Source organism: Kytococcus schroeteri (assembly GCF_002847825.1).
Lineage (GTDB): Bacteria > Actinomycetota > Actinomycetes > Actinomycetales > Dermatophilaceae > Kytococcus > Kytococcus schroeteri.
Window position 1 is genome coordinate 64,256 of the sequence record NZ_PKIZ01000003.1, and the last position, 15,829, is coordinate 80,084.

At 73.6% G+C, this 15,829-nt stretch carries 15 protein-coding genes and 2 tRNA genes; 9 read left to right on the plus strand and 8 right to left on the minus strand.

Annotation, left to right across the window (positions count from 1 at the left end; translation table 11 throughout):
• Positions 1–143 precede the first annotated feature (143 nt).
• The 7 genes from CYJ76_RS02355 to CYJ76_RS02385 all read left to right on the plus strand — a co-directional run bounded on the left by CYJ76_RS02355 (position 144) and on the right by CYJ76_RS02385 (position 10,809).
• The gene (locus tag CYJ76_RS02355) at positions 144–1,235 is read left to right on the plus strand and encodes an FhaA domain-containing protein (protein ID WP_070706065.1); all 1,092 of its coding nucleotides are present in this window, start codon (positions 144–146) and stop codon (positions 1,233–1,235) included.
• The gene (locus CYJ76_RS02360) at positions 1,232–1,723 is read left to right on the plus strand and encodes an FHA domain-containing protein FhaB/FipA (RefSeq protein ID WP_070706063.1); all 492 of its coding nucleotides are present in this window, start codon (positions 1,232–1,234) and stop codon (positions 1,721–1,723) included. Before CYJ76_RS02355 ends, CYJ76_RS02360 begins: the two co-directional genes overlap by 4 nt.
• Positions 1,724–1,725: 2 nt before the next feature.
• Entirely contained in the window at positions 1,726–3,366 is a 1,641-nt protein-coding gene (locus CYJ76_RS02365) for a PP2C family protein-serine/threonine phosphatase (protein ID WP_070706061.1), read from the plus strand.
• Positions 3,367–3,443: 77 nt separating this feature from the next.
• Entirely contained in the window at positions 3,444–4,811 is a 1,368-nt protein-coding gene (locus CYJ76_RS02370) for an FtsW/RodA/SpoVE family cell cycle protein (protein WP_101849198.1), read from the plus strand.
• Entirely contained in the window at positions 4,808–6,277 is a 1,470-nt protein-coding gene (locus CYJ76_RS02375) for a peptidoglycan D,D-transpeptidase FtsI family protein (RefSeq protein ID WP_101849149.1), read from the plus strand. Before CYJ76_RS02370 ends, CYJ76_RS02375 begins: the two co-directional genes overlap by 4 nt.
• Positions 6,274–7,938, plus strand: coding sequence for a serine/threonine-protein kinase (locus tag CYJ76_RS02380; protein WP_101849150.1), 1,665 nt, complete (start codon positions 6,274–6,276; stop codon positions 7,936–7,938). Before CYJ76_RS02375 ends, CYJ76_RS02380 begins: the two co-directional genes overlap by 4 nt.
• 12 nt (positions 7,939–7,950) lie before the next feature.
• Complete coding sequence (locus CYJ76_RS02385) at positions 7,951–10,809, plus strand: protein kinase domain-containing protein (RefSeq protein WP_101849151.1); 2,859 nt, start codon at positions 7,951–7,953, stop codon at positions 10,807–10,809.
• 19 nt (positions 10,810–10,828) lie between these two features.
• Here CYJ76_RS02385 and CYJ76_RS02390 read toward each other — a convergent pair whose 3' ends face one another.
• Positions 10,829–11,533 (minus strand): DUF881 domain-containing protein, encoded by a 705-nt coding sequence (locus CYJ76_RS02390; protein ID WP_070705402.1) that lies wholly within the window; start codon positions 11,531–11,533, stop codon positions 10,829–10,831.
• A gap of 96 nt (positions 11,534–11,629) precedes the next feature.
• Between CYJ76_RS02390 and CYJ76_RS02395 the strand changes: the two genes are divergently transcribed.
• A complete protein-coding gene (locus CYJ76_RS02395; RefSeq protein ID WP_070705401.1) occupies positions 11,630–11,893 on the plus strand; it encodes a cell division protein CrgA in 264 nt (87 codons plus the stop codon).
• Positions 11,894–12,022: 129 nt separating this feature from the next.
• Here the strand turns inward: CYJ76_RS02395 and CYJ76_RS02400 are convergent, their stop codons facing one another.
• A complete protein-coding gene (locus CYJ76_RS02400) occupies positions 12,023–12,775 on the minus strand; it encodes a rhomboid family intramembrane serine protease (RefSeq protein ID WP_238138119.1) in 753 nt (250 codons plus the stop codon).
• 181 nt (positions 12,776–12,956) lie between these two features.
• Positions 12,957–13,475, minus strand: coding sequence for a peptidylprolyl isomerase (locus CYJ76_RS02405; protein ID WP_101849152.1), 519 nt, complete (start codon positions 13,473–13,475; stop codon positions 12,957–12,959).
• A gap of 143 nt (positions 13,476–13,618) precedes the next feature.
• Here CYJ76_RS02405 and CYJ76_RS02410 point away from each other — a divergent pair, with 143 nt between their 5' ends.
• The gene (locus CYJ76_RS02410) at positions 13,619–14,686 is read left to right on the plus strand and encodes a hypothetical protein (protein WP_101849153.1); all 1,068 of its coding nucleotides are present in this window, start codon (positions 13,619–13,621) and stop codon (positions 14,684–14,686) included.
• 83 nt (positions 14,687–14,769) lie between these two features.
• On the opposite strand, the gene CYJ76_RS13045 is transcribed toward CYJ76_RS02410, so the two are convergent.
• The 5 genes from CYJ76_RS13045 to CYJ76_RS02430 all read right to left on the minus strand — a co-directional run.
• Complete coding sequence (locus tag CYJ76_RS13045; RefSeq protein WP_256374411.1) at positions 14,770–14,901, minus strand: hypothetical protein; 132 nt, start codon at positions 14,899–14,901, stop codon at positions 14,770–14,772.
• Between the two features lie 10 nt (positions 14,902–14,911).
• Entirely contained in the window at positions 14,912–15,175 is a 264-nt protein-coding gene (locus tag CYJ76_RS02415) for a hypothetical protein (RefSeq protein ID WP_070703503.1), read from the minus strand.
• Between the two features lie 88 nt (positions 15,176–15,263).
• A tRNA-Ala gene (locus tag CYJ76_RS02420) sits at positions 15,264–15,336 on the minus strand.
• Between the two features lie 15 nt (positions 15,337–15,351).
• Positions 15,352–15,425, minus strand: a tRNA-Ile gene (locus CYJ76_RS02425).
• Positions 15,426–15,497: 72 nt separating this feature from the next.
• A partial coding sequence (locus tag CYJ76_RS02430; RefSeq protein WP_101849199.1) for a DUF3566 domain-containing protein occupies positions 15,498–15,829 on the minus strand: 332 nt, incomplete at its 5' end.

The following is a 15,829-nucleotide window of genomic DNA, read 5'->3' on the forward strand; positions in this document are numbered from 1 at the left end:
GACGCGTGGCATCCACCTCCGGTCCTCCCGCGCGGCAGGGCCCCGGCAAGTACGATCGCCGCAGGATCGACGCGCCCGCCGGACCCCCGTGGACCCGCCCCGTGGCGCGACCGACGCTGCAGAACCGCCGCAGGGAGGCACTCATGGGCTTGCTGGATCGCTTCGAGTCCGGGACGGAGCGCGTCTTCACGGCGCCCTTCGCCCGGCTGTTCAAGCGCGAGGAGCTGCAGCCCGTCGAGATCGGTGCCGCCATCCGCAAGGCCATGGACTCGCGCGCGGCCGTGGTGAACCGCCACCGCACCATCGTTCCCAACGTCTTCACCATCGAGCTGTCCGACGACGACTTCGACCGCCTCATCGCGTTCGACGAGGCGATCACCGACGAGCTCATCGCCGACGCCCAGGAGTACGTCACCGAGCAGCGCTACACCCCCGGCGGCCCGCTGCAGATCGAGCTCGTGGCCGACCCGGACCTGCAGCCGGGCATCTACAAGCTCCACCACGCCACCGTGCGCAACCCCGCCACCCTGGACGAGCGGGGCGACATCGACTCCTGGGGCGCCGCGCACGAGCGCTTCGACGACGCCATCGACCGCCACACCCAGGGCCACCGCATCCCCGCCGACGCCAAGTACCTGGGCGAGGTGGACGAGGAGGCCATCGCCGCGGCGAAGGCCTCCTCGGAGCAGCCGACCGCCGACGACTCCGCCGCCCGAGGGGCCGAGGACGCGCGCCGCGCCCGGAAGGAGGCCGACCGCGCTGCCGAGGCCCGGCGCGACCGCGAGCGCGAGGCGGCCGCCGAGCAGCACCGTGCCGAGATCCGCCGCGCCGCCGAGCGGGAGCAGGCCCAGCGCGAGCGAGGGGGTCAGGAGGAGACCGAGCAGGAGACCCGGGACACCGCCGCGACCACCCAGGTGCCCGCCCGCTCCACTCGTTCCGTGGCCCGCCCGTGGGTCGAGGTGGATGGTGTGCGCCACGTGCTCGAGAAGCCGACCACCCTGCTGGGCCGCGACACGGTGTGCGACATCACCGTCCCGGACCCGGGCATCTCCCGCCGCCACGTGGAGCTGACGGTGGACGCGACGGACACCGCCCGGCTGACGCTGCGTGACCTCGGGTCGACGAATGGCACCTTCGTGGGCGGGGAGCGCGTCCGCAACACCCGCCTGGCCGACGGGGACTCCTTCGTCATGGGTCGCACCACGGTCACGGTGCGGCTCGGACGGGCGCAGTGAGCGAGCTCACGGTCTCGGTGCTGCGGCTCGCCCTGCTCGCAGCGCTCTGGCTCTTCGTGCTGGCCGTCGCGCGGGTGCTGCGCAGCGACCTCTACGGCGCCCGCGTGGTCACCCGTGACCGCCGCCGCCAGACCCGTCGCACGCCGATGCCGGATGAGGCCTCCCCGGACCGCCCCGGTCGCCGCAACGCCCCCCGCGAGCCGCGCCGCCTCGTGGTGGTGGCCGGCCCGATGCGGGGTGCCAGCCTGGCGCTGACGTCGTCCCCCGTCGTCATCGGCCGCAACCCGGAGTCCAGCCTGTCGGTCGACGACGACAGCATCTCCGGCTCCCACGCCCGCATCAGCCCCGACCCGCACGGCTGGATCATCGAGGACCTGGGCTCCACCAACGGCACCTGGCTGGACGACCAGCGCCTGCTCGAGGCAGCCCCGCTCGTGGTGGGCAGCACCATCCGGCTGGGCCGCACCGTCCTGGAAGCGAAGGCCTGAGCATGTTCGACCTCCACTTCGCCGCGCGCTCCGACCTGGGCCTGGGCTCCAAGATCCGCAACGAGGACTCGGGCTACGCGGGCCCCAACCTGCTGCTGCTGTGCGACGGCATGGGTGGGCACGCCGGCGGCGACACGGCCTCGGCCATCGTGGTGCACCACCTGGCCGAGCTGGACAACGACGTCTACCGCGCCTCGGACGCCGGCGACATCCTGCTGCGCGAGGTGGCCGCGGCCAACGCCAAGCTCCACACCTTCGAGGAGGAGCACCCCGAGACCGAGGGCATGGGCACCACCTGCATCGCGATGGTGCGCAGCTCCCACTCGCTGGCCATCGCCCACATCGGCGACTCGCGGGCCTACCGCGTGCAGGACGGCGTGCTCTCGCAGATCACCCACGACCACTCCTTCCTGCAGCTGCTCATCGACGAGGGGCACCTCACCGAGGAGGAGGCGTGGGGCCATCCCCAGCGCTCCCTCATCACCCGTGTGCTCTCCGGCCGGCCGGACGACGAGCCCGACCACGGCGTCATGCCACTGGTGCTGGGCGACCGCTTCCTGCTGTGCTCCGACGGCCTGAGCGACTACGTGCGCGACGAGACGATCGCCCAGGTGCTCCGGGAGTCGCCCGACCCGCACGACGCCGCGCAGGCCCTGGTGGACGTGGCCCGCCGCGCGGGCACCCGCGACAACGTGACCGTGGTGGTGGCCGACGTGGTGCGCCCCGGCTCGGCGCCGCGCAACCAGCCGCAGATGGTGGGTGCCGCCGCCCGGCTGCGTTCCGGCCACGAGTACGAGGGCGCCACCGAGGAGCCGGACCAGCACGCCTTCCGCGAGCCGCAGTCCGCCGACGCCCCCACCCAGACCGTCCCCGTGGCCGATGACGGGTCGGTGACTCTCAACGGGCGTCACCTGGTGATCGGGCAGCGGGCCTTCACTCCGCGCACCATCAGCCGCGACGGGGTGACCGGCAGCACCAAGGCGGACTTCGGGCAGCGCGCCGCCGAGCCGACCGGTGAGGTCATCGAGATCCGCGACAGCGGCCCCACCGGCGACGGGCGCCCCGTGGCCACCGAGCCACGTCGCCATCCCGTGGCCCGCGCCGTGGCGTGGGTGGTGGGGGCGCTGGCCCTGCTGGCCCTGGCCGTCGGGGGCCTGTGGTGGTGGGGCACGCAGAACTACTTCGTCGGGGAGCGCGACGGGCAGGTGCAGATCCGCCGCGGGTTCGACGTGGTGCTGGCCGGCCAGGAGCTCTCCACCCTCGAGGAGGGCAGCGACCTGCGCGTGGACGCCCTGCCCGGCTTCTACGCCGACAGCGTGCGCGACGCCATCCCGGCCGACGACCTGCCGGACGCCCAGCGCACCCTGGCCGACCTCCGCGAGCGCGCGGAGCGGGCCGGGAAGAACCGCCAGGAGCCGAGCGGGACCAAGTCGGGCTCCAGCGGGTCCGGGAGTTCCAACGGCTCGGGCAGCTCCAGCGGGTCCAGCGGGTCCAGCAACCCGAGCGGCTCGCCGACCTCGAAGGGTTCGGCGTCCCCGAGCCCGCACGGCTCCAGCGGGTCGGGCTCCTCGCCCCGTCCCTCCCGGTCCTCGGCCGCGCCGTCCTCGCCCGCCCCCACCGGCTCCTCGGGGTCCGCCTCGTGACCCCTCTGCGTCACCGCGGGCAGGAGGCCACCGCTCCGGTGCAGGAGAGCTGGCTGGCTCCCCGCAACGGCCGGTGGATGGAGCTCCTGCTGCTCGCCCTGGCCATCGGCATCACCGCCCTGGCCTACGTGCAGGTGGGCCTGGGCACCGCCCGCGCGGTGCCCACCAACATCCTCACGCTGGCCGGCGGCATGGCCGGCATCGCCCTGCTCTTCCACGTGGTGCTCTGGTGGCGTGCCCGCTACGCCGACCCGGTGATCCTGCCCGTGGTCACCCTGCTCAACGGCCTGGGCCTGGTGATGCTCCACCGGCTGGACATCGCCAAGGACCGCGGGCTGGCCAGCGGCGTGGCCGGGCGCCAGCTCATGTGGACGGCCCTGGCGGTGGCCGTGGCGATGGTGGTGCTCGTGGTGCTGCGCGACCACCGGCGGCTGCGCCGGGTCACGTGGACCTGCGCAGCCCTGGGCTTCATGATGCTGCTGAGCCCCCTGGTGCCCGGCCTGGGCATGTCCAACTACGGCTCGCGCATCTGGATCAGCTTGGGCCCCTTCAGCTTCCAGCCGGGAGAGATCGCCAAGATCCTGCTGACCATCTTCTTCGCCGGGTACCTGGTGAGCGCCCGCGACGCCCTCTCGCAGGCCAGCCCCAAGGTGCTGGGCCTGCGCTTCCCCCGCGTGCGCGACCTCGGTCCCATCCTCATGGTGTGGGGCCTGAGCATCCTCATTCTCGTCTTCGAGAAGGACCTCGGGTCCTCGCTGCTCTTCTTCGGCCTCTTCGTGGCCATGCTCTACGCGGCCACCCAGCGCCTCTCGTGGATCCTGCTGGGCCTGGGCATGTTCGCCGCCGGCGCGTTCACCGCCTGGCGGCTCTTCGGGCACGTGCAGCAGCGCGTCACCATGTGGCTCGACCCCTTCAGCCCGGAGGCGCTGGCCATCAGCGACCAGGTGCCGCTGGGCCTCATGGGGATGGCCAACGGCGGGCTCCTCGGCACCGGCCTGGGCCGAGGCCGGCCGGACCTCACCTATTTCGCCGAGAGCGACTTCATCGTGCCGTCCTTCGCCGAGGAGCTCGGCCTGGTCGGCTTCATGGCGATGATGGTGCTGTACGCCGTCCTCGTGCAGCGGGGGCTGCGCATCGCCCTGGGCTCCCGGGACGGCTTCGGCACCCTGCTGGCGGCAGGGCTGGCCTTCGCCGTGGCCCTGCAGGTCTTCGTGGTGGTCGGCGGCGTCACCCGCGTCATCCCGCTCACCGGCCTCACCACGCCCTTCCTCTCGGCCGGCGGGTCCTCCCTGCTGGCCAACTGGACCATCGTGGCCCTGCTGCTGCGCCTCTCCCACGACGCCCGTTCCCCCATCCCGCTGGGCGAGGGCGAGGCACCCGACGACGACAGCCCGGCCGCGCGTGCCTCGGCCCTGGCCCGCAGCACCCGGGAGGTGGCCGCGTGAACCAGCCCATCCGACACCTCGCGTGGCTCGTCGCCCTGCTCTTCGGCGCCCTCCTCGTGGCGGGCAGCTGGATCCAGGTCGTGGACGCCAACCACCTGCGCGAGCTGCCCGGCAACCGGCGCACCATGCTCAACGACTTCGGCCGGGAGCGGGGCACGATCCTCGTGGACGGCGAGCCCGTGGCCACCAGCGTTCCCGCGCAGGGGCAGGTGCCGTGGGTGCGCACCTACCCCCGGGCCGAGGAGTACGCCCACACCACCGGCTGGTTCTCGCTGGTGTACGGCAGCGGCGGCGGCCTCGAGGGGACCGAGTCCTCCCTGCTGTCCGGCCGTGACGACTCCCTGTTCTACCGGCGCCTGCCCGACCTGCTGGCGGGCCGTGAGCCGGCCGGCGCCAGCATCGAGACCACGCTGGACGCGCGCGCCCAGCACGCCGCGGCCCAGGCCCTCGGGGACCGCCGCGGCGCCGCCGTCGCGATCGACCCGCGCACCGGCGACATCCTGGCGATGGTGAGCTCCCCCTCCTACGACCCGACCCGCCTCTCGCAGACGGACCTCGGTGCGGTGGAGAAGGCCTGGGTCGAGCTCAACGCCGACCCCGGCCGCCCCCTGTCCAACCGGGTGCTGCGCTCCACCTACCCGCCCGGGTCGGTCTTCAAGCTCGTCACCGCCGCAGCCGCCCTGGAGAAGGGCGTGGCCCAGCCGGACACACAGCTCGACGCCCCCGCCCGTTACACCCTGCCGGGCACCAGCACCAGCCTGCGCAACTTCGGTGGCAAGGAGTGCACGCAGGACCCCTCGGGCCGGCAGACGCTCGCCGACGCCCTGCGCGTCTCGTGCAACACCGCCTTCGCCGCCCTCGGCGTGCAGGTGGGCGACGACGCCCTGCGGGAGCAGGCCGAGGCCTTCGGTGTGGGCCGGGAGCTGCGCGTGCCCATGCGCGCGGTGCCCAGCTCGTTCCCCGCCGACCCCAACGAGGCCGGCACGGCCCTCTCCGCGCTCGGCCAGCAGGACGTGCGCACCACGCCGCTGCAGGTCGCCCTCATCAGCGCCGCCATCGCCAACGGCGGACAGGCCAAGGAGCCCCACCTCGTGCAGCAGATCCTGGACGACGACCTCGACGTCATCGACGAGCCGGGGCACGGTGACCTGGACCGTGCGGTCTCCCCCGAGACCGCGGACCGCCTGCGCGAGATGATGGTGCAGGTGGTGGAGTCCGGCACCGGCCGGGCCGCCGCCATCCCCGGCGTGCAGGTGGCGGGCAAGACCGGCACCGCCGAGTTCGACGATCCCGAGGGCCACGTCCACGCGTGGTTCACCGGGTTCGCCCCCGCCGACGACCCGCAGGTGGCCGTCGCCGTGGTGGTCGAGGACGTGGGCCGTTCGGCCTCGGGGGAGACTGGTACCGGTGGGTCCGTGGCCGCGCCCATCGCCCGTTCGATCATGGAGGAGGTGCTCGCCCGATGAGCAGGCACGGTTCCGGCGACCTCGTGGCAGGCCGCTACCGCCTCACCGAGCACATCGCCACCGGTGGCATGGGCGAGGTCTGGCAGGCCGACGACGAGGTGCTGCAGCGCCCCGTGGCCGTGAAGCTGCTGACCAAGGGCCTCAAGGACACCGAGGGCTTCGACGAGCGCTTCCGCTCCGAGGCGCGACACAGCGCCCAGCTGCACCACCACAACATCGCGGCCGTGCACGACTTCGGCGAGGACGACGACGGCGCCTGGCTGGTCATGGAGTACGTCCCCGGCCTCACCGTGGCGCAGATGATCCGTGACCGCGGCGCGCTGCCCCCCGAGGAGGTGGCCGACCTCATGACCCAGGCGGCCCGCGCCCTGGGGGCCGCCCACTCCGCCGGGGTGGTGCACCGCGACGTCAAGCCGGCCAACGTCATCGTGACCCCCTCGGGCGTGGCCAAGCTGACCGACTTCGGCATCTCCCGCGCCGTGGACTCCGCCGGCCTCACCCGCACCGGCGAGGTGATGGGCACCGCCCAGTACCTGGCACCGGAGCAGCTCATGGGCCGGGGCGCCTCCCCGGCCTCGGACCTGTACAGCCTGGGCGTGGTGGCCCACGAGATGCTCACCGGCGAGCGCCCGTACGAGCGGGAGTCCGTGGTGGCCACCGCGATGGCGCACGTCAACGAGCCCATCCCGCCGCTGCCGGCCTCCACCCCCGGTCCGCTGGCGGCCGTGGTCACCCGCCTCATGGCCAAGGACCCGGCCGACCGCCCGCAGGGTGCCCGGGAGCTGGTGGCCATGCTCACCAACCCCGATGCGGTGGCCGCCGCGCCCCCGCGCGTGGTCGGTCCCGACCCGGCCGACGAGGCGACCCGCCCGGTGGCCGCGCCCCCGGTGCGGCGACGCAGCATCGCCACCACGCAGGGACACCCGGTCATGGCCAACCTGGACCGTCCGGCGGCCGGCGGGTCGCGGCGGGCCCCCCAGCGCCGGCGCGGCTTCCCGTGGGCGTGGTTCCTCGCCGCGGTGCTCCTCGTGGGCCTGGCGGCGGCGCTGCTGGCCATGGTGCTCGGCGGCGGGGACGAGCCACCGCCGGTGAGCGACGGGCCCAGCACGGTGACCCGCACGACCACCCACACCAACAGCCCGGACCCCACCGAGGACCCGACCACCGAGCCCGACACGCCGGCTGACCCGACCACCACCATCCCGACCACGACGCAGGACCCGGTGAACCCCACGCCGGACCCGACGACCACCGACCCGACGACCGCACCCACCACCGAGCCGACGACCACCGACCCGACGACCGCACCCACCACCGACCCGACCCCGACCCCGACGGCGCCCTCGCCGACGCAGAGCCCGGAGCCGAGCCCCACGGACGAGCCCAGTCCCACGTCGGAGCCCACCACCACGGGTCCGGGGCACCCCACCGGCACGGACAGCCCCACCACGGAACCCGGGCCTGACCCGACGCCCACCACGGAGCCGTCGCCCACGGACAGCCCGGAGCCGAGCCCCACCGACAGCCCCAGCCCCTCGGACAGCCCGTCGCCCACGGACAGCCCCCTTGACCCCACCGCGTCGGTCACCATCGGCCCGATCAACCCGTCCTCGCCGGACATCACCCTCACCGAGTCCCTCGACCTGTCCGACCTCGCCTAGGAGACAACCCACATGGAGACCCCACTGCTGTCCGACCGCTACGAGGTCGGAGAGACCCTCGGCCGGGGTGGCATGGCGGACGTCGTCGCCGCCCGGGACTCCCGCCTCGGCCGTCGCGTGGCCGTGAAGATCCTGCGTGAGGACCTCGCGCGCGACCCCGCCTTCGTGCGGCGCTTCGAGGCCGAGGCCCTGGCGGCCGCCCGGCTGAACCACCCGGGCATCGTGTCCGTCTTCGACGTGGGTGAGCACCAGCCGGACACCCGCGGCGGCCTGCCGCTGCCCTTCATCGTCATGGAGAAGGTCTCCGGCTCCACCCTGCGCACCGTGCTGGACACCGAGGGCGTGCTCGCCCCGCGGCGGGCCGTGGACGTGGCCGCCGACGTGATGGCCGCGCTGGCCTACAGCCACGAGCAGGGCGTGGTGCACAACGACATCAAGCCGGGCAACGTCATGGTCACCGACGACGGCACGGTGAAGATCATGGACTTCGGCATCGCCCGGGCCCTGGCCGACGTGACGGTCACCCTGACGCAGCCGGACCACGTGCTCGGCACGGCCAAGTACATGGCACCGGAGCTGGCCGACGCTTCCCCGGCCGAGCCGGCCTCCGACGTCTACGCGGTGGGCTGCATGCTCTTCGAGATGCTCACCGGCCGCACGCCGTTCACCGGTGACCCCACCACCTTGGTGAACCAGCACCTCCACGTGGCGGCCCCGCGCGTGTCCACCGAGCTGCCCTCGGTCTCGCCGGACCTGGACGACCTGGTGGCCGCGATGCTGGCCAAGGACCCCGCCGAGCGCCCCCACCCCGCCAGCGAGGCCGAGCGCCTCCTGCGCGCGGTGGCCGGCGACCTGGACACGCCGCGCTCGGCCACCGCGGTCACCGGGACCGCCGTGGGCCACGGGGCCTCGTCCGCCTGGGGCGGGGCCGCCGTCGGCGCCGTCGCCAGCGAGTCCCCCGCGTTTCGCCCGCTGGAGGTGGACCGGTCGCAGGAGACCACGGCCTCCGAGCCCGCACCCTTCACGCCGCTGGACACCGGTGCGCCCCGGGAGGACGGGGCCGCTGACGACGCCCCGGCCGGGCCCGTGGACGACGCCTCGCAGGACGCCCCGGCTCCGGACGTGACCGTCGAGGAGGAGGGGACCGCGGAGTCGAGCGACGACCACGCCCCCTGGCAGCCGGGTGACGACGTGCCCACCTTCGCGGTGCCCGTCATCGGCACCGACGAGGCCGCCACCACCCGCGTCTCCGCCCCCGAGCCGACCCCGGCCCCGCCGGTGGGAAGCACCACGGACGTCTCCGGCTCCACCACGGGCTCCCTCCCGGCGGACAGCGACGTCATCCGCCTGGCCGACACATCCCGGGTGGACTCCACGGCCGCGCGTGACACCGACGAGACCACCCGCGTGCCCGCCGTCGCCGCCGGGGCGGCCGGGGCGGGGGCCAGCGCGGCCACCGCGCTGGACGCCACCGACCACGCCGCCACGGACGACGGGGGCCGCTCGCTGGAGGCCGGCGCGCCGCTGACGACGGACACCGGCACCACCGTGTCCGGCACCACCCGCCTGGGGGAGGGCTCCGACGCCCCGGTCCTCGACGACGAGGACGAGGACGGCGGGCCGATGATGGGACGGTTCAGCCGCCGCGCGCGACGCACCGGCACCCCGTGGTGGGCCTGGCCGATGGCGGGCCTGGCCCTGCTGGGCGTGGGCGTCGGCGTGGCCGCCGGCGTGAACCACTGGTCGAACGAACGGGGCGCGGTCGCCGTGCCGGACGTGCGCGGCAAGTCCCAGCAGGAGGCCGAGGAGATCCTCGACGACGCCGGCCTCGAGGCCCGCATCGAGGGGCGCATCGACGCGGCCCCGCTGGGGACCGTCCTCGAGCAGACCCCGGACCCCCAGACGTCCGTGGCCCGCGGCTCCATGGTCACCCTGGTGGTGGCCTCCACGGAGAACAGCCCGGCGCCCACCGGCCCGGGCGTGGACCCGTCGTCCTCCGACGGGCAGGAGGGTTCGCCCACCGAGACCGACGGGGGCTCGGGCGACGACCGGGAGTCGTCCTCCACCGCCGGCGACGAGGGCACGGAGCCCTCCACCACCGAGCCCTCCGCCACCGACCCGACCACGACCGACGGCCAGACGTCCGAGGGCCCCACGGACGAGGAGACCACGCCGCAGGACCCGGGGACCACCACGCAGGACGAGCCCGTCACGAGCGACCCCGGGGTGCCGGGCGGTCCGGTGCCCACCACCGAGGAGCCCACCACGACCACGGACGACCCGGACCCCACGACCACGGACGACCCGGACCCCACCACGACCGACGAGCCGGACCCCACCACGACCGACGAGCCGGACCCCACGACCACGGACGACCCGGACCCCACCACGACCGACGAGCCGGACCCCACGACCACGGACGACCCGGACCCCACCACGACGGACGAGCCGTCGCCCACCGAGACCGACCCCTCGCCGACGACGGACCCCTCGCCCACGGAGACCGAGCCGTCCCCGTCCGAGAGCGACCCCTCGCCCACGGAGACCGAGCCGTCCCCGTCCGAGAGCGACCCCACGCCCACGGAGAGCGACCCCACGGAGCCGAGCCCCAGCGAGACCAGCGCGACGGAGCCCTCGCCGACCGACCCCACCGCCACCACCTCGGACGAGAGCCGGTCCCCGGACCCGTCCCCCACCGAGCCCAGCCCGACCGAGCCCAGCCCGACCGAGCCCAGCCCGACGGACTCCTCGGCCACCGACCCCGTTCCCTCGGAGTCGAGTGCGAGCGAGACCAGCGCCACGGAGCCGACGGAGTCCTCCACCGAGAGCTCCCCGACGTCCAGCGCCACGGTGTCCAGCACCACCCCCTGAACGGTTCCCGCCCCGGCGTCTAGCCCTTCGGGGCCAGCGGGCGGGCGGAGACCTGCAGCTCGCCGGTGAAGGCGGGGGCGTCCACCCGGTCCACCCGGCTCTCGCGGTAGCCGAGGTCGACCGCCGAGGTGTACTCGCGCATGAGCTGCACCTCCCACGCGGCGTCGAGCTCGGCCTGGATGGCGTCGGCCGGCCCCACGGCGCGCACCACGAACGGCGGCGAGTACACGCGTCCCTGCAGGATGAGCGTGTTGCCCACGCACCGCACCGCCGAGGTGGACACCAGGCGCTGGTCCATGAGCACCACGGCCTCCGCGCCACCGGCCCACATCGCGTTCACCACGGCCTGGATCTGCTGCTGGTGGATGACCAGGTCGTTGGGTCCGTAGCCGTCGGGCACCGCGTCGCCACGCAGGGGGGAGTCGTCGAGCACCACCTCCACGCCGGGCCCCGAGACCGGGGTGAGGCCGGCGGCCCTCGCCACCGGGTCGTCCTGGTCGTCCGTGCCGGCACGGTCGGCCACGGCGGCGTCCACCTGGGTGCGCAGCCCGGCCACCTCCTGCTCCTTGTCCCGGACGTTGGCCGTCAGGGCCCGCAGGGCCTCGGCCCGATCGCGGTTCTCGGGGCGGATGTCGTCGCCGTCGGCCACCGAGGCGGAGATCCCGAAGAGCAGTCCGGCAGCCAGGGTGACCACGGGGACGGCCGTCCCCCACAGCCTGCGCATGCGTCCTCCCTGTGGCCTGTGGGCGAGTCCGTGGCAGTCTCCCACGGGCAGTAGGACAGGATGGCGCCCACCGAGACCCGTCGACAGGAGCGGCCCATGACCGAGCTTCCCCCCGAACTGCGAGACGCCGACGACACCCAGGACCCACACCGAGAGGAGATCGCGAGCTCCGCCCCGGGCGTCAACCCCGGCTGGCTGGTGCCCACCATGGTGGGCCTGATGGTGCTGGGCGTGCTGTGGGTGGTCGTCTACTACGTGACCCAGGGCCGTTACCCGGTGGAGGCCTGGGGCTACTACAACGTGGCCGCCGGCATGGCGCTGCTCATGGGCGGTTTCCTGCTCGCCACACGCTGGCAGTGACCGTCCACAGCCTGTGGACGACGGGAATCACACCGATGTGATTTCCCACAGGCCGTCCACAGGCTGGGGAAAACCACACCGTTGTGATCCACAGGGTGGGGAGGGAGCCACGGCACCTCCCCACGCGGCTCAGGGGACCAGACCCGCCAGCGGGTCGCCCACCATCGCGTACCGGGCCAGCGCCAGGGCCACCAGCACCACCACGGTCCCGGCCACCACCCACCACGCGAGGGCGGGCGTGCGGGTGCGGGCCGCCCGCGCCATGCCCCACGCGAGGACGGCGCCGGTGAGCGCACCACCCAGGTGCGCCTCCCACTCGATGTTGGGGTAGACGAAGCCGATCACCGCGTTGATGCCGATGAGCACGAGCATCGGGGTGGTGGACCGGCCCCGCGCGTGGTCCACGACCAACAGCGCCAGGAAGAGCCCGAACACCGCGCCGGAGGCCCCCACGCTGCCGGAGTACCAGTCCCCCCAGGAGCGCGCGGCGACGTCCGGGGGCGTGGCCAGCAGCAGCGAGCCCACCGAGCCCCCGAGACCGCTCACCAGGTACAGCGCCAGGTAGCGCGCCGGCCCGAGCAGCCGCTCCAAGTAGCCCCCCACCGACCACAGCGCCACCATGTTGAACAGCAGGTGGGTGGGACCGGACGGGTCGTGCAGGAAGGCCGAGCTGACGAAGCGCCACGGCTCGGCGTCGGCCAGACCGGGCACGAAGGCACCCCACTGGGTGAGCTGGGGCAGCGCCAGCTGCACCAGCCACAGGGCCACGCACAGCCCGATGAGGCCGTACGTCACGGGCATGTCGCCCCACCCGAGCTCCCGGCCGCCCAGGCTGGTGCGCCGCGCCGGCATCGCCCGGCGTGCCGCGCGCACGCAGTCCACGCACTGCACCCCCACGGCCGCCGGCTGCTGGCAGGCGGGGCACGCGGGCCGCTCGCACCGCTGGCAGCGGATGTAGCTGGGCCGGTCGGGGTGCCGCGGACAGACGGGAGCACCGCCCCCCGGCGTGGAGGGGCGGTGCTCCGGGTCACCCGGCAGGGGGGTGCTCACGTGCGGTGGTGCGTCAGTCGTTGACGGTGACGCTGGTGATCTCGACCTTCTCCAGCGGCGCGTCCATGCGACCGGTGGGCACCTTGGCGATGGCGTCGACGACCTTCTGGCCCTCGGGGTCCTTCACCTCGCCGAAGATCGTGTGCTTGCCCTGCAGGTGCGGGGTGGGGGTCACGGTGATGAAGAACTGGGAGCCGTTGGTGCCCTTGCCCATGCGGATGCCGGCGTTGGCCATGGCCAGCAGGTAGGGGCGGTCGTAGGCCAGGTCCGGGGAGATCTCGTCGTCGAACATGTAGCCCGGGCCGCCGGTGCCGGTGCCCAGCGGGCAGCCGCCCTGGATCATGAAGCCGTCGATGATGCGGTGGAAGCCGAGGCCGTCGTAGAAGGGCGTCGGGTTGGAGCGGCCCGCGTCGTCCTTGTACTCCTTGGTGCCCTTGGCGAGGCCGACGAAGTTCTCGACCGTCTTGGGCGCCTGGTTCTCGAACAGCTCGACCGGGATGTCGCCGAGCGTGGTGTGCAGCGTGATCTTCATGGCGCCATTGTCACAGAACCGCCGCCGTCCGTGGCGTGGGGCGGTGTGGCGCGTCACGCCGGGCTGCTCGTCCCGCCCCGAGGTGGTGGTCACCGCGCCCTTCGGTGCAGGATGGGGGCAGAGCCCACGACCGAGGAGGATTCGTGATCGACAACCCGTTCCGCAAGAAGACCGCCAGCGAGCGGCTGGCCGACAACGCGCGCCAGCGCTTCAGCGCCGCCGCCGACGCATCGCAGGAGGCCGGTGAGCGCGCCCGCGAGATCGGCGCCCGCACCGCGGAGGGTGCGACCGCCTCGGCGAAGAGTGCCGGGTCCGCCCTGTCCGGGCTCGTGCCCACCGTGGCCGCCGCCTTCGCCGCGGCCCGCTCCAAGACCGCCCACGGCATCAGCGACGGCGTGGACGCCTCGGCCAGCACCCTCTCCGACGGCCTGGACGCCGCCCCGGAGAAGGTCGACCACGCCCGAGACTGGATCGTCGACGAGCTGCTGCCCAAGCTGCAGGGCATGGTGGACGGCACCGTGGAGGCCAAGGACGAGGCCGCCGACTCCGGCGGTGCGCTCTCCGCCTTCGCCGGTGAGACCGTGCAGAAGCGTCAGCGCAAGGGCGGCGTGCTCATGGTGCTGGGTCTTGCCCTCCTGGGTGGTGCCGCCTACTTCTGGTACACCGACCAGAAGCGTCGTCAGGGTGACCCGTGGCAGCGCGTGGCCACCACCGAGGACCCGTGGGCCGGCACCGAGCGCCGCAGCGTCTCGGCCGCCGCCAACCCCGGCGCCGGCATGCGTCCCAGCACCACCGCCCACACCACCCCGGCCGTGGGCGAGAAGGTGCACCTGAGCCCCTCCGAGGCCGCTCGTGAGGCGCAGGGCACCGGCCCGGTGTCCGCCCTGGCCACCGGTCGCCCGGCCCAGTCCGTGGCCCCGGCCGGCACCGGCACCACCACGCCCACCACCTCGGCCAAGCCCGCCACCGAGCCGACCACCGGCTCGCAGCGCCGCTTCGAGGACCCGGCGACGACCGGCCCCATCGCCACCGGCTACGCCCAGAAGGCGGACGACATCGCCGGCGACAACGCCCCCACCCAGTCCATCCCGACCGTGGGTGAGCGCCTCAACCCGGTGGACGCCCGCCCGTCGGACAACAACGTGGACCCCTACGGCGAGGGCGACGCCCCCACCCGCAAGGGCACCGACGAGAAGTGGCTGCGCAACTGACGCGCTGACCGTCCCGGAGCACGATGAAGGGCCGACCCCCTCGGGGGTCGGCCCTTCATCGTGCTCTGCGTGGCCGCGGGGGATCAGACCTGCGCGGGCAGCTCGTCGGTGGCAGCGGCCCAGAGCTCGGAGGTCTTGGCGTTCTTGTCCAGGGTGCGGGTCACGAGGAGGGCGGCGACGCCGGCGATACCGAGGGCCAGGAGGGTGTTCTTCATACCCGCAAGCCTACGCCGTCAGGAACCCGTCGGAGAGCATGAGGTCCAGGGCCTCCTCCAGTTGGGCCGGCGCCTCGGGCGGGTACTCGCCGTAGGCGTCCAGCACCTGCTCGACCAGGGCCGGGCGCTCCACCGGGCCCTCGGCGGTGAGGTCCCACAGCAGCACCGCGGGCCCCTGGAGGACGCGCAGCGGGCCGGAGGGGAGCAGGGCCACCACCACCTCCTGCTCGCGGTCCACGAAGGCGACGTTCTCGGCACGGGCGACGGGGGGCATGGTCCGGAGACTAGCCTGCGCTGCCTCGCTCACGCCCACAGGACGCCAAAAGGCCGCCCGGCGGGTGCCGGACGGCCTTCTGGAACCGTGGAGCCTAGGGGACTCGAACCCCTAACCCTCTGCTTGCAAAGCAGATGCGCTACCAATTGCGCCAAGGCCCCCAGGGGGTGGATGGGTGGGCCTAACTGGACTTGAACCAGTGACCTCTGTCTTATCAGGACAGCGCTCTAACCGACTGAGCTATAGGCCCGTGCTGTCACGGCTTACCGTGATGCGAGGGGATACGGTACAGCACCTCGTGCGGATTGCGCCAATCGGCGCCTCAGTCCTCCACGAGGTCCACCTGCAGCCCGCCCACGAGGGCCGACATCAGGTTGTAGATGAACGCCAGGAGAGTGCCCAGGACGGTCACCACGAGGGTGTTCACCACGGCGAACACGGTGGTGAACGTGAGCACCGTCCCCAGGCCGAGCAGGTCGGTGAGTTCGGTGGCCTTCCCCTGGTCGGCCTTGGTGCCCACCAGCTCGCCCACGAGCTTGTTGACGTCGTCGAAGACGCCCAGCAGCGAGAGCGCCAGCCACAGCAGGGTGGTGCCGGCCACGATGGCCAGCCCCAACCCCACGCCGGTGAGGAAGCTCAGCTTGAGCGCCGAGC

Coding starts and splice junctions, on each gene's coding strand:
- CYJ76_RS13045 (WP_256374411.1), bottom strand. CDS start 14,901: ATGAAGAACACCCTCCTGGCCCTCGGTATCGCCGGCGTCGCCGCCCTC.
- CYJ76_RS02385 (WP_101849151.1), top strand. CDS start 7,951: ATGGAGACCCCACTGCTGTCCGACCGCTACGAGGTCGGAGAGACCCTC.
- CYJ76_RS02405 (WP_101849152.1), bottom strand. CDS start 13,475: ATGAAGATCACGCTGCACACCACGCTCGGCGACATCCCGGTCGAGCTG.
- CYJ76_RS02370 (WP_101849198.1), top strand. CDS start 3,444: ATGGAGCTCCTGCTGCTCGCCCTGGCCATCGGCATCACCGCCCTGGCC.
- CYJ76_RS02415 (WP_070703503.1), bottom strand. CDS start 15,175: ATGCCCCCCGTCGCCCGTGCCGAGAACGTCGCCTTCGTGGACCGCGAG.
- CYJ76_RS02365 (WP_070706061.1), top strand. CDS start 1,726: ATGTTCGACCTCCACTTCGCCGCGCGCTCCGACCTGGGCCTGGGCTCC.
- CYJ76_RS02390 (WP_070705402.1), bottom strand. CDS start 11,533: ATGCGCAGGCTGTGGGGGACGGCCGTCCCCGTGGTCACCCTGGCTGCC.
- CYJ76_RS02380 (WP_101849150.1), top strand. CDS start 6,274: ATGAGCAGGCACGGTTCCGGCGACCTCGTGGCAGGCCGCTACCGCCTC.
- CYJ76_RS02395 (WP_070705401.1), top strand. CDS start 11,630: ATGACCGAGCTTCCCCCCGAACTGCGAGACGCCGACGACACCCAGGAC.
- CYJ76_RS02355 (WP_070706065.1), top strand. CDS start 144: ATGGGCTTGCTGGATCGCTTCGAGTCCGGGACGGAGCGCGTCTTCACG.